Origin of the sequence: Candidatus Desulforudis audaxviator MP104C, assembly GCF_000018425.1 — a bacterium.
Classification (GTDB): Bacteria; Bacillota; Desulfotomaculia; order Desulfotomaculales; family Desulforudaceae; genus Desulforudis; species Desulforudis audaxviator.
On record NC_010424.1, the window covers coordinates 570,313 to 582,661 of the forward strand.

The 12,349-nt window shown below is 61.3% G+C and carries 14 protein-coding genes; 12 read left to right on the forward strand and 2 right to left on the reverse strand.

All coding sequences use genetic code 11. The annotated features are described in order from the left end of the window. Positions 1–20 precede the first annotated feature (20 nt). The 5 genes from DAUD_RS02705 to DAUD_RS02725 all read left to right on the forward strand — a co-directional run bounded on the left by DAUD_RS02705 (position 21) and on the right by DAUD_RS02725 (position 4,553). Positions 21–701: an ABC transporter ATP-binding protein gene (locus tag DAUD_RS02705; RefSeq protein WP_012301663.1), complete on the forward strand. Its 681-nt coding sequence runs from the start codon at positions 21–23 to the stop codon at positions 699–701. Positions 702–708: 7 nt separating this feature from the next. Beyond that, entirely contained in the window at positions 709–1,512 is an 804-nt protein-coding gene (locus DAUD_RS02710) for an ABC transporter permease (protein ID WP_012301664.1), read from the forward strand. Positions 1,513–1,594: 82 nt separating this feature from the next. Beyond that, complete coding sequence (gene rlmD, locus DAUD_RS02715; RefSeq protein WP_012301665.1) at positions 1,595–2,992, forward strand: 23S rRNA (uracil(1939)-C(5))-methyltransferase RlmD; 1,398 nt, start codon at positions 1,595–1,597, stop codon at positions 2,990–2,992. A gap of 283 nt (positions 2,993–3,275) precedes the next feature. After that, the gene (locus DAUD_RS02720; RefSeq protein WP_012301666.1) at positions 3,276–3,647 is read left to right on the forward strand and encodes a DsrE family protein; all 372 of its coding nucleotides are present in this window, start codon (positions 3,276–3,278) and stop codon (positions 3,645–3,647) included. A 117-nt stretch (positions 3,648–3,764) separates the two neighbouring features. Beyond that, the gene (locus DAUD_RS02725) at positions 3,765–4,553 is read left to right on the forward strand and encodes a TatD family hydrolase (protein WP_012301667.1); all 789 of its coding nucleotides are present in this window, start codon (positions 3,765–3,767) and stop codon (positions 4,551–4,553) included. 106 nt (positions 4,554–4,659) lie between these two features. Here DAUD_RS02725 and DAUD_RS12895 read toward each other — a convergent pair whose 3' ends face one another. Both DAUD_RS12895 and DAUD_RS11910 read right to left on the reverse strand, forming a co-directional pair. Then, positions 4,660–4,794, reverse strand: a complete 135-nt coding sequence (locus DAUD_RS12895) for a hypothetical protein (protein WP_278183781.1) — start codon at positions 4,792–4,794, stop codon at positions 4,660–4,662. A 35-nt stretch (positions 4,795–4,829) separates the two neighbouring features. Next, entirely contained in the window at positions 4,830–4,967 is a 138-nt protein-coding gene (locus DAUD_RS11910) for a transposase (protein ID WP_242647876.1), read from the reverse strand. A 72-nt stretch (positions 4,968–5,039) separates the two neighbouring features. Between DAUD_RS11910 and DAUD_RS11915 the strand changes: the two genes are divergently transcribed. The 7 genes from DAUD_RS11915 (at position 5,040) to DAUD_RS02765 (ending at position 12,347) form a co-directional block, all read left to right on the forward strand. Continuing rightward, positions 5,040–7,598 carry a diguanylate cyclase domain-containing protein gene (locus tag DAUD_RS11915; protein WP_242647877.1) on the forward strand — a complete coding sequence of 853 codons (2,559 nt, stop codon included), beginning with the start codon at positions 5,040–5,042 and terminating at the stop codon, positions 7,596–7,598. A 58-nt stretch (positions 7,599–7,656) separates the two neighbouring features. After that, complete coding sequence (locus DAUD_RS13195) at positions 7,657–8,088, forward strand: type I restriction-modification system subunit M N-terminal domain-containing protein (protein WP_041570755.1); 432 nt, start codon at positions 7,657–7,659, stop codon at positions 8,086–8,088. After that, positions 8,012–9,721, forward strand: coding sequence for a dihydroxy-acid dehydratase (gene ilvD / locus DAUD_RS02745; protein ID WP_012301670.1), 1,710 nt, complete (start codon positions 8,012–8,014; stop codon positions 9,719–9,721). The genes DAUD_RS13195 and ilvD overlap by 77 nt, the downstream gene beginning before the upstream one ends. Before the next feature lie 110 nt (positions 9,722–9,831). Next, positions 9,832–10,599 (forward strand): nickel pincer cofactor biosynthesis protein LarB, encoded by a 768-nt coding sequence (gene larB / locus DAUD_RS02750; RefSeq protein ID WP_041570756.1) that lies wholly within the window; start codon positions 9,832–9,834, stop codon positions 10,597–10,599. A 194-nt stretch (positions 10,600–10,793) separates the two neighbouring features. Continuing rightward, a complete protein-coding gene (locus DAUD_RS02755; protein WP_012301672.1) occupies positions 10,794–11,012 on the forward strand; it encodes a glutaredoxin in 219 nt (72 codons plus the stop codon). Positions 11,013–11,223: 211 nt separating this feature from the next. Further along, positions 11,224–11,760: a rubrerythrin gene (rbr, locus tag DAUD_RS02760; protein WP_012301673.1), complete on the forward strand. Its 537-nt coding sequence runs from the start codon at positions 11,224–11,226 to the stop codon at positions 11,758–11,760. Positions 11,761–11,864: 104 nt separating this feature from the next. Beyond that, on the forward strand, positions 11,865–12,347 hold the full coding sequence (locus DAUD_RS02765) for a GyrI-like domain-containing protein (protein WP_012301674.1): 483 nt from the start codon (positions 11,865–11,867) through the stop codon (positions 12,345–12,347). Positions 12,348–12,349: the final 2 nt, after the last annotated feature.

Sequence of the window (12,349 nt, forward strand, 5' to 3'; positions counted from 1 at the left end):
CTTGTGTGGGGAGAGGCAAGATGTCTTTTTGGTTCGAGTTCATCGGGCTGTCGTTCACCGTGGGGGCCGAGGCGAGGAACGTCAGTTGCTCCGGAGCGGTCGACCGGGGAGGGGTGATGCTGGTGCGCGGTCCCTCGGGAGTGGGCAAGAGCACCCTGCTCCGCGTCCTGGCCCGCCTGCAGCCGGGGACCGGGGGCGACGTCCGGCTGGGAGGCCGCCAATGGCTTACCTTTGCGCCCACGGAGTGGCGGACCGCGGTCTGCTATGTGGCCCAGCAGCCGGCGCTCTTTGAGGGTACGGTGATGGACAACCTCCGGCGTCCGTTTCAGCTGGCTGCGGTGCGGAAACGCGCTACGTACAACGGTGCCCTGGTGGAACAGGGCATGGTGATGCTGGGCCTGGCCCCGGCGCTCCTGGAACAGGATGCCCGGCTGCTCTCCGGCGGGGAGGCGGCCCGGGTGGCCGTGCTGCGGGTTATGCTGACCCGTCCGTCGGTGCTCTTGCTGGATGAGCCCACCGCCGCGCTCGACCGGGTTTCCGCCGCCGGTTTTTGTGAGCTGATCAGGAACTGGTTGGCGGATGAACCCGACCGGGCGGCGATGATAATCACCCACGACGAACTGGTGGAGAACTTTTTCCCGGACCCGGTGTTGTTGGAGCTTAATGCCGCCGGCGGCCACGCCCGCCGGCGGGGGGAGTGAGCAATCGTTGGACGCCTCTTTGATTCCCATCTCCGATTTTCAACTGGCTCTGAGCGTGATCCTGGTGGTGATCACTGGAGCCGTTTCGGCGGCCCTGCGCCTGGGATTGTTGAAATCCCTGCTCTGGGGTTCGGTGCGGACCTTCGTGCAACTGTCGCTGATCGGCTACGTGCTGAATTACGTCTTCGCCCTGGACAGCCTGGTGGTGGTGATCCTGTTGGTGCTGGCGATGTGTTGGATCGCCGCCCGGGCCTCGGTGCAGCGGGCCAAAAACGTACCCGGCAAGCCTACCCTGCCGGCCTACCTGTCCCTGGTGTGCAGCACCTTTTTCGTGGGCACGCTGGTCACCCAACTGATTATCGGGCCTGAGCCCTGGTACAGCGCCCGGATCGTGATCCCGATGTTCGGCCTGATCCTGGGGAACTCGATGAACGGCATCGCCCTGTCGCTGGACCGGCTGTACGCCGAGACGCGGGCCCGCCGGGGCGAGGTGGACACCCTGTTGGCGTTCGGCGCCACGCCCTGGGAGGCGGTCCGGGACTGTGTGCGGGAGGCGGTCCGGGCCGGCATGACCCCGACCATCAATTCGCTGATGGTGGTGGGACTGGTCAGCCTGCCCGGAATGATGACCGGGCAGATCCTGGGCGGCGTCGATCCGCAGGAGGCGGTGCGGTACCAGATCGTGGTCATGCTGATGATCGCGGCCGCGGTAGCCATCGGGTGCCTGATCCTGGTGGGAGTGTCGTACCGGAAGATGTTCACCGGGGACGGGGCGCTGAAGCCCGAGTTGCACCGCAGCCGGGCGGGCTGATCCGGAGCGCGCGGATGGCTCTGCCTCAAATGTGAGACCATAGACCTGCAGCCACTTGATCCCAGGGAGGGGTTGGGAACCGGTGAGTACGGTTGACGGACTGAATGTCGGCGATCGCGCCGAGATCGAAATTACGGGCCTCAGCCACGTGGGCGAGGGGGTCGGCCGGCGGCAAGGGCTGGTCATGTTTGTGCCCCTGGTGGTGCCGGGAGAACGGGTGCGGGTGGAGATTACCGCCGTGGGCAGGACGTTTGCCCGCGGGCGCTTGGTGGAAGTGCTCGAAAGGTCGAGAACCCGGGTCGAACCGGGATGCGCCCTCTTCGGTGACTGTGGGGGCTGTCACCTACTGCACATAGACTACCCGGAACAACTGCGGTGGAAAACCGTGCAGGTGCGGGACGCCCTGACCCGGCTCGGGGGTCTGGGAGAGGTGCCGGTGGCCAACACCCTGGGGATGAATGAGCCCCGGCATTACCGGAACAAGGCGCACTTTCACGTCAGCCGGGACTCGGGGCGCCTGGCCCTGGGCTTTCTGGCCCGCGGCTCGCACCGGGTCACCTGCTTTGTTGACGCAGATGGCGGTTCCGGTTGTCTCCTGGTGCAGCGGGACCTTCTGCGGGTGGCGGCCCGCGCCGCCGCGCTCCTGGAAAGCCTGCGCGTACCGCTGTACGATTGGGAGACGCAACGGGGGTACCTGCGCAACCTGCTGCTGCGCCGGGCCGCGGCCACCGGGGAGATTATGCTGGTGCTGGTAACCGGCCGCCAAAACTGGCCGGGGGAGCGGGAGTTCGCCGAGCGGCTTACCGCGGAAGAGCCCGGGGTGGTTTCGGTGATCCGGAACGTCAACGCTCTGGAAACCCGGGAACTGCTCGGGCCGGAGAACCGGGTCCGGGCCGGTGAGCCTGCGATCACCGAACATCTGGGCGGGCTCAAGTTCCGGATCGGTCCCGCCTCATTCTTCCAGGTGAACCCGGAGCAGGCTGAAAAAACGTATGAAATCGCGCGCCTGTTCGCCGGGCTGACCGGGAAGGAGACGGTGGTGGACGCGTACAGCGGCATCGGCACCATCGCCCTTTTCCTGGCCTCACGGGCAAAAAGCGTAATCGGGTTCGAAGCCCTGCCGGCGGCGGTGGCCGACGCCCAGGAGAACGCGCTCCGCAACGGAATAAAAAACGTCCGCTTCGAACAGGGGGCGGTGGAGGACCTACTTCCGGAATGGGCGGCCCGGGGCCGGCGGGTAGACGTGGCCGTCCTTGACCCGCCGCGCCGGGGTTGCGGCCCGGCGGCGCTCGAAGCCCTGGGGCGCCTGCGGCCCCGGCGGGTGGTGTATGTGTCCTGTGCTCCGGCCACCCTGGCCCGGGACCTGGGGCGCCTGGCCGAGCTTGGTTTCGATGTTGTGAAGGTTCAACCCGTGGACATGTTTCCCCAGACCAGTCACATCGAGTGCGTAGTATCACTCACAAGAAAACACAGTCCATAAAACCTTGCGCGGCAATGCTTTATGGGTATTTGGGAGAAATTGGATATGTTCCCCTGGGCGGCGGGGGAGAAAACACTGAACGAGCGCATGTATTTCCAAGAGCTGGACCGTGAGGTAGAGATTCCGTTCGAGGTTTGTGGCGTCCGACCCGAACCCGAGCTTGCACCACTTGCAGGATAGCATGATCGGCCGTATAATTCTTAATATCTTACGCAACTGCAATTTCAATAGATCCCTGTCGCCGCGAAAAAAGTTAAAACACAAGATTAAGGAGGGGTCGCGGTTGAAGGTCCTCTTCCACATTAACGAATCCGACCGGTGGCAAAGAGTACTCGTAAACATCACCAATTTCTTGAACGACGCGGGGCAAGGAAACGCCGAAGTAGTGGCCAACGGTGAGGCGGTTTCCGTTTTCAGGAACAGCTGCCTGCCAACCGGGGGCGGCGGCCGGTGCTGCGGACCTGCTACCGGAGCACTAATGGAGCAGATGAAGCAGTTGTCAGAGATGGGAGTAAACTTTGCCGCGTGCCGGAACGCTCTCAAAGCTCAGTCTATTGACGAGGGGAGCCTCCCTGACTTTGTAACGGTTGTGCCGGCCGGCATAACAGAAATTGCCAGAAAACAGGCTGAAGGGTACGCCTACATCAAACCCTGACCATAATACCTGCGGGAAAGGGGGAAGTAAGAAGCTTCCCCTTCAACAATGATTTGAACATACAACAACGAAAAGGAGGGTCCGCTTCCGGCACAATAGGGGGGCGGGGAAATCGTTATGGAAGGAATTGTAGATTCTCACACACACGTTTCGTTGCTTCCGTACGAAGGGCTGGAAAACATGGCCCTGGCCGGGGTGAAAAAGATTATCGGCTGTGCCATATTTTTTGGGGCAAAGCATGCGGAAACACTCTTTGACCATTTCCACCAAATGTCAACCCTTTCGGTGAAGAATGCTGCCGAAAATGGCATCAAGCTTTTCCTCGCAGTCGGCATTCACCCCATGGGGACACCGGAAGACTGGCCCAGGGTGATCGACGCCCTCCCAGGCTACTTGAAGATGAATGACGTCGTCGGCTTAGGAGAAATCGGCCTGCATGAGGGAAGCCGGCGGGAGCAGGACGTGCTAAAGGAGCAATTGAAGGTAGCCAAGGAACACAGAGTACCGGTAATCCTTCACACCCCGCCACAGGACAGGGTGAAGATAACCAACAAGACGATTGAAATTGCCGCCGCCGTCGGGATGGAGCCCGGAAAAGTGATCATCGACCACGCCAATTTGGATATTATTCACTTAATCGAGGACTTTGGGGCCGTTCCCGGGCTCACCATTCGCCAAGAAGGACTTACGCCCCATCTGTTGCTGAACCACCTGGAACGTTTCCAGCGAGGGGTGCTAAACAGCGATTACAGCAACCTCAAACCCAACGACCCCCTGAGCGTTCCGAAGGCTGTGCGGTATCTGGAGCTGAACGGGGTCCCCCTGGAAATCATTGCCCGGATTGCAAGATACAATGCGGAGAAAGTTTTCGGCATTCAAACGACCGGCAGCACGACTCATTACTAAAAAACGGAGTCAAGAGTACTTCACTGGTGTAAGTTCCGAGACAACCCCAAAATTCCCTAACCATTGTTTTCCAACGTGATACATCCAAGATTAGGTAACCAGAGCTTTAGTGGGAAAGCGCTTTTTCAACAAGGGCCGAGTGCTTATCACCCCCCTTGCGGAACTCCAAATCGGTAGTGATGATCACGCTCTGGCTTGCGACGACGATGGTGAAGCGGATCTGGTGGCGGTCCTTGATCACCTCGAGGATCTCCCGGGATATGGCCCCGGGCCCGCTTAGTTTAAATCTGTAAATGCCTTTTCAATTTCTCTTTTTGTCAACCGGTCCATGTTGAGGTATGCTTTCAGTATGGAGAACAGCCTCTCAATGGAACTGCGGTTGCTGTAAAGTTCTTTCCAGGTCCGGCTGCCCACGGTGCGGGCTGCAAAACAGCCTGGGGTTTTCCTTAATGGAGATTCTTTTTGGGGCAACGGGTGGTGGATAGCGTGAACTCAGGACGGCGAACGGAAAAGACAGAGTGGGGACTGGGCTTTCTCGAGAGGATCGTCGACTCCCTCCCGGATGGCGTCCTTGCCGTCGACCGCGAAGGCAGGGCGGTCGTGTGGAACCGGGCCGCGGAAGAAATGACGGGAGTCAGGAAGGAAGAAGTGCTGGGCAGGGGCGAATACGCCTATGCCGTCCCGTTTTACGGGGAACCCAGGCCCATCCTCGTAAACATCCTGCTGGGCAACGGTAGGGAGTGGGAGCGGAAGTACGAGAAAATCGAGCGGAAGGGCCAGGTTCTTGTCGGCGAAGGTTTTGCCCCTTACGCTTACGGCGGCAGAGGCCTTCATTTCTGGACCATTGCGGCGCCAATCTATGATGAAGCGGGAAACTTGCTCGGGGCGGTCCAGTGCATCCGCGACATCGGCGAGCGCAAGCAGATGGAGGATAAACTGAGGCACTGGAGCACCCATGACGCTCTCACCGGGCTTTACAACCGCGCCTTCTTCGAGGAGGAACTGCGGCGGCTGGAGAAAGGTCGCTCCTTTCCTGTAAGTCTCATCCTCTGCGACATCGACGACCTGAAGGTGGTTAACGACACCTTGGGCCACGCGCGGGGCGACGAGCTCTTACGCCGCGCCGCCAGGGTGATCGCCAGCTGCGTCCGGGGGTCCGACCTGGTGGCCCGGGTCGGCGGAGATGAATTTGCCGCGGTGCTGCCGCAAACGGACCGGGCGGCGGCGGAGGAAGTGGCGCGGCGCATAACCCAGGCCGCGGCGGAGGATAATGCGGGGCGCCCCGAGTTCCCCCTGAGCATTTCGGTGGGCACGGCCACGGCCGAAGATCCGGGGCGTCCGCTGGTCGAGGCATACAAAGAGGCCGACGACGCCATGTACAGGGACAAGCTGGCCCGGGGGGCGGAGCCGCGAGAGGCCTGGAAGAAAGCGGACGAAATGGCCTTTCTCTACGACTTCTCCCGAACGGTACAAGAAACCCTCGAGGTAAGCGAGGTGGCGCAGCGGGCCCTGGAGGCGGTGCTGAAGGTGACCGGCGCCACCAGCGGGTCCGTGGTGATGCTGAGCGAGGAGATGCCGGGGGCCCTGGCTGCCGAGACGGCGGCGACCCTGGAGCCCGGCGACGAGTTCCGGGTCGTGCCGGCCGGCGAAGTCGTTGCCGCCGTCGAGCGGGAAACGCGCGCCGTGCACTTCGACAGCCGCCCCGGAGCCGGTACGGCCGCAGAAAGGCGGCCGGCGGTAGCCGTGCCCCTCATGGTAGAGGGCAAGGTGACGGGCGTGCTGACCATCGCGGGCCGGCCGGAAGGCGCGCCCTTCAGCGAGGAGGAGGCCGCTTTCTTGACCACCCTGGGCACCGGCCTGGGGCTGACGCTGCAAAACGCCCGCCTTTATCGTCAACTCCAGGCGAGGGCGGCCATGCTGGAACGCCTGATCGAGCTGGGACAGGCGCTGGCCGGCCACCTCGAGGAGAGCAAGGTGCTCGAAGCAGCTCTGGCTGGTGTAGGGGAGGTCCTTGGCGCGCAGTGGTATGCGCTGTGCCTGCTTGATGAGGAGACGGGCGAACTGGTGCTCAAGGCCAGCTCGGGCATGAGCGCGGAGCTGCAGGGAAGAGCGGCCCGTGTCCGGCCGGAGGGCAGCCTGCTGGGCGAAGTGCTCCGGAGAGGGGAGCCGGTGGCGGTGGACGATACGGCCGCCGCCGGGCCCGGCATGCAGCTGCCCTATTATGCGCCCGAGATGCGGGCGGTGGCTGTGGCGCCGGTAAGAGCGGGGGGCAAGATTCTGGGCACCCTGAAGGTGTACTCTCCAGTACCGCGACGCTGGTCAGAAGAAGAAGTTGGGTATCTGGCCACCGTGGCGGGCCAGGTGGGCTTGGCGCTGGAAAACGCCCGCCTGTACGCGTCCCTGCGCCAGTACTACCTGAGCACCCTGCAGGCGCTGGCAGCGGCCCTGGAGGCCAAGGACAAGTATACGCGGGGGCACTCCGTGCGGGTGGCCCGGCTGGGGCAGGCGTGTGCCCGGGCCCTGGGCTTAAGCGATGAGGAGCGGGAGCAGCTCTACCTAGCCGCGCTCCTGCACGACATAGGCAAAATCGGCATACCCGAGAGCATTCTTTTAAAGCCCGGACCCCTTGAGCCGGCGGAGTGGGAGGAGGTTAGGAGCCACCCTGTGGTGGGAGAAAGGATCGTGGAGCCGGCCGGGTTTCATCCGCAGGTGGTTGCTGCCATACGGCACCACCACGAGGACTGGAGTGGGGGTGGCTACCCGGACGGCCTGGCCGGGGAGGAGATACCCCTCCTGGCGCGCATTATCAGCGCGGCTGACGCTTACGACGCCATGACCTCCGACAGGCCTTACCGCCGCGCACGCACGGCCGAAGAAGCAATCGAGGAGCTGCGCCGGGGAGCAGGGCGGCAGTTCGACCCGCGTGTGGTGGACGCGTTTCTGCGGATACCCGCTGCAGAAATGGAAGAAATTGGGGGGGGGGGGGGGTGCCTTGATCACCCTTCTCACCGAAGTTTTGTGCAGTTTGGCAGTTTAAGGAAATGAACCCGGTGGTGAACCCGGGCCATATCCACGCCGGAGAAAGCAGATGGAGGTCGGAAGCATGAACAACTTCGGCGAGAAAGTCGCCTTCATCTGGTCGGTGGCAGATCTCCTTCGAGGCCCATACCGGCCGAACCAGTACAAGGACGTCTTACTGCCCATGACCGTCCTCCGGCGGCTTGACTGTGTGCTTGAGCCAACGAAGGATCAGGTTCTGGAAAAGATAAAAACCCTGCAGGAGAGCAAGGTCAAAAATTTCGATCCCTCCTCTGCCGGGTTACGGGAGTGCCTTAATTTATACTTTACGTTGGAGGGGCACCGGCAGCAGTTCGACCCCCGGTCGGCGGAGGCCTTTCCGCAAGTTTATATTCGGAGGGCAACACACCTGAGCGATACAATTTTATGGGGAGGGTTTTATGAACAGCGAAGTCATCAAAAAGGGCGTGGAGCGCGCCCCGCACCGCAGCCTGCTGCGGGCCACCGGCATCATTAAAGACGAAGCGGATTTCCAGAAACCTTTTGTGGCCATTGCCAATTCCTTCGCCGAAATCGTGCCGGGACATGCCCATCTGAACGAATTTGTCAAGGAAATTAAAGAAGCGGTGCGGGAAGCGGGGGGCGTTCCTTTTGAGTTCAACACCCTGGCCTTGTGCGACGGCATTGCCATGAATCACCCCGGCATGCGCTACAGCCTGCCTTCCCGGGAACTGGTCGCCGACAGTGTGGAAACAATGGTGCAAGGCCACCGGTTTGACGGCCTCATCTGTATCCCCAATTGCGACAAAATCGTGCCCGGCATGTTGATGGCGGCCGTGCGGCTCAATATCCCCACCATCTTTGTCTCCGGCGGCCCGATGAAAGCCGGGCGGGCCAAGGACGGCCGCCCGATAGACCTGATTTCTGTCTTTGAAGGGATCGGGGCTTTCCGCGCCGGCAAGATCGATGCAGGCGACCTGTTGGAGCTGGAGCAGGCCGCCTGTCCCGGTTACGGCAGCTGCGCCGGCATGTTTACCGCCAACTCCATGAACTGCCTCTGTGAGGCCTTGGGCCTGGCTTTGCCCGGCAACGGCACCATTTTAGCCGTCGACCCGAGAAGAAGTGAGCTGAAAAAGTGGGCCGGGCGCCAAATTGTAGAGCTGATTAAACGGGATCTCCGGCCACGGGACATCGTCACCCCGGAGGCGATTGATAACGCCTTTGCCCTGGACGTAGCCATGGGCGGCTCTACCAACACCATATTGCACCTTCTGGCTGTCGCCCAGGAGGCAGGAATAAACTACCCCCTTAAACGCGTCAACCTGATATCCGCCCGTACGCCCACCCTCTGCAAGATTTCTCCGGCCTCAAGCTTGCACATCGAAGACGTGGACCGCGCCGGCGGCGTCAGTGCCGTATTGGGCGAGCTATCCCGCAAGCCCGGCCTGCTCAACCTGGACTGCCTGACGGTTACCGGAGAAACTTTGGGGGAAACCGTAGGCCAGGTCCAAAGCCTTGACCCGCGAGTCATTCGCGGCGTAGAGGAGCCGTTGAGCCCCGTGGGGGGGTTGAAGGTCCTTTTCGGCAGCCTGGCGCCGGAGGGGGCAGTGGTGAAGACGGCGGCGGTGGTGCCGCAGATGATGCGCCATCAGGGGCCGGCGGTAGTCTTCAATTCGGAGGCGGAGGCTTCTGCCGCCATCCTGGGTGGGCGCATCAAGCATGGCGATGTTGTAGTCATCCGCTTTGAGGGGCCGAAAGGCGGTCCCGGCTTTATGGAGATGCTGGGCCCCACGGCGGCGCTGGTGGGGATGGGGTTAGGTGAGTCGGTAGCGCTAGTTACCGACGGCCGCTTCTCCGGCGGCACGCGGGGTGCCTGCATCGGCCACGTCTGCCCCGAAGCCGCCAGCGGCGGCCCCATTGCCCTGATCAAGGACGGCGATCTGATCTCTTATGACCTGGAAGCGGGCACGCTGGAGCTGCTGGTGCCGCAGGAAGAGCTGGCCGCCAGAAAGGCGGCCTTTACGCCGCCGCTCAGGCAGGGACTCACCGGCTGGCTGGCCAGGTACGTCCAGATGGTTGCTCCGGCCAGTATCGGCGCCGTGCTGCGTCCTGCATGCGGCAGGCCGCCTGGGGAACAAGACTACGAATAAAAAAACCCTGCCTTGGATTAAGGAATAAATAAAGTTGCCTTCCGAAACTATAGTCCACTTAGGGTTTGTTTGTGCGTTTGCGGCAACTTTTCTTTAAGGGGGATTTATTCGTGGAAGAAATTTTAAGGGCTCTTCTGGAGGGAAAAATCGACATAGCCACTGCTAAAAACAAGCTGCGGGTGCTGAACATAAAAAGTGTGGCCGAAGTGGCGAAGCTGGACGTGAATCGGGCACAGAGGACAGGCGCTCCGGAGGCGATTCTGGCCCAAGGCAAGCTTCCTGAAGATGTAAGGAGGCTTGCCCTGGCGATGGCCGAAGAGAGCGGCTATGCCTTGATTACACGGGTGAAAGATGAAGATTTAAAGGAGCTTGAAGCCGATCTGCCCGACGGCTATGAACTGGTGATCAACCGGCAGGCCAGAACGGTCATCCTCAAACAAAAAGGACACTCTTTCCCGAAGGCCGGCAAGATCGGGGTGTTGGCCGCAGGCACAGCTGATATATCGGTTGCCGAAGAGGCGGTGGTCACCGCCACAGTGATGGGCTGCGAAGTAATCAAGGCTTACGATGTGGGAGTTGCCGGTATCCACCGGCTTTATGGGCCCCTTACCGAGATGCTAGAGAATAATGTGGCGGCAATAGTGGTGGTCGCCGGTATGGATGCGGTGCTCCCCATCGTCGTTTCCAGCAACGTGGACGTTCCGGTGGTTGGTGTTCCCACCTCAGTGGGTTACGGTATGGGCAAAGGAGGCATAGCAGGGCTGATGACCATGCTTCAGGCCTGCTCACCCGGGCTTGCCGTTGTGAACATCGATAACGGTTTTGGCGCCGGCGTTTTCGCATCACTCATCGCCAGGCAAGCGAAAACACCCACCTGAGAGCTCACCGCGCTTTGCCTCGGGGCCGGCTATTAAATTTCGCCGGCGGTTAAATATGGAACGAAGGCGGCGCTGAAGGCCGGTCGGCAGCGAGCAGATGCAAATTATGCAAGCTTCTTGGCAGGATTGGGGAAACGGACGGTGAAAGATAATGGGAACGGAATGCGGATCATCAAGCCTTGGGGGGTACGGGCTTGGGCAGAACCATTGTGTATACCAAAACCGGGTGTCCTTTCTGCGCGGGCCTGATACGCGAGTACCGGGAGCAAGGCCTGGAGTTCGAGGAAATCAACGTCAGTCTCGACCCGGAAGCCAAGAAGCTGGTCAAAGGAACCTACCGAGTCAACCGGGTGCCCGTGGTGGTGCGCGACGGGCAGGTGGTCCAGGTCGGGGACCGGGCCGGGAAGGGCTGAGCGATCTAGGCCGCGCTGGCGGTACGCCGGCGATCCGATCGGTAACCACCGGCCCCGCCCTGGTTAAGAACCAACAGATTCTTCTGTCGGGGGCGATACCTTTGGACCTGGGTACCCTGCAGGCGATCGGCCCGGTCCTTTCGCCTTTTTGGGGCCGGGCTACAAGATCGAACTGCATGAGTTAGAATAGAGGCGAAAGGAGTGGACCTTGATGAAAGACCTGAAAGGAACCAGGACGGAAGCGAACCTCAAAGCGGCTTTCGCGGGGGAGTCCATGGCCCGCAACAAGTACACGTACTGGGCTTCGGTGGCGAAAAAAGAGGGCTTCGAGCAGGTGGCCGGCGCTTTTCTGGAGACCGCGGAACACGAGAAGGAACACGCCAAGACCCTGTTCAAGTTCCTCAAAGGCATCCAGGACACACAGGCCAATCTGGAAGCGGCCATCGAGGGCGAAAACTACGAGTGGACCAACATGTACAAGGAGTTCGCCGAGGTGGCCCGCGAAGAGGGCTTTCCGGAGATCGCCGCCGTTCTGGACAGTATCGCCCGGGCCGAACAGTATCATGAAAACCGGTACCGGGCCTTGCTACAGAACATCCGCGACGGGAAAACCTTTTCCCGAACGGAACCGGTGCGCTGGAAGTGCCGGAACTGCGGTTATATCCGTGAAGGCGAGGAGGCACCGGAGATCTGCCCCGCTTGTGCGCATCCCCAAAGCTACTACGAGGTGCTCTGTGAACAATATTAGTTCCCCCTCGGAGCGGCCGCCCGGGGAGGATTTTCTAAGCGGCGTGTAGAAATCCAGAGTAGAATTTGCCGCCTGAGGGCGGATTGCAAAGGAGGACTGTCCGCTTGCCCGAAACCGTGACGTTGAAAAACATTCCGGCCTGCACCGTAGCTTACAAGTCCGGCAAGGGGCCCTACAGCCTGATTTCGGAAGCGGTGCGGGACTTGAACCTGTGGATCAGGGAGAACGGCCACACGGCGGCGGGGCCCCCTGTGGGGGTTTTCAAGAACAACCCCTACATGCCGCCCGAGGAACTCCTGTGGGAAGTCCAGGTGCCGCTCAAGCTGGACGGACCGCTGTCCGTGCCGGAGACGGACACCACGCCGGGACTCAAGGACGTTCCGGACCGCCAGGTTATGGCCGCCCACCAGGGCGACCTGGACACGCTGGGCGAAGCTCTGCAGGGGCTGATCAGGTTTATGGTCTCCAACGGCTACCGGATGACCGCCCCTCCGGAACAAGTCTTCCTGAAGGATCCGGTGACCACGCCTCCGCATGAACTGGAAGGCGAGCTTCGGCTGACGGTCGAGAAGCGCGAGAAAGAGTAGGT